1 protein-coding gene is annotated in these 321 nt (G+C 72.6%); it reads right to left on the bottom strand.

The window, feature by feature from the left end:
• Positions 1-321, bottom strand: a 321-nt coding sequence (locus FJ658_RS16570; RefSeq protein ID WP_219995803.1) for a hypothetical protein, incomplete at both ends; no start/stop codon positions are given.

The raw sequence follows: 321 nt of genomic DNA on the forward strand, positions 1-321 counted from the left end.
GAGCAGGTCCCAGTCGGCGCGCGAGATGAGCAGCAGGCAGCCCGTGATGACCGGCACCTCCCGGACGGTGTCGCGCTGCCAGCGGCCGAGCGACTCCGGGTCGAAGAGGCGCGTACGGTGGAACACCGTGCTGAGCCCGGTCGCGAAGCAGATGAGGCTCCACGCGGTCGGCTCGCCCCAGCACGAGCTCGGATCGAGCCCGCCGTCCGGGCGGAGTGTGCGCCCGCCGTAGACCCGGTACTCGGGGTGCTCGTCCGCGAAGGCCACGAGGGCGGCGATCGACCCGCGCCGCACGAGCGTGTCGGGGTTGAGCAGCAGGAT

Source organism: Schumannella sp. 10F1B-5-1 (assembly GCF_006517535.1).
Classification (GTDB): domain Bacteria; phylum Actinomycetota; class Actinomycetes; order Actinomycetales; family Microbacteriaceae; genus Schumannella.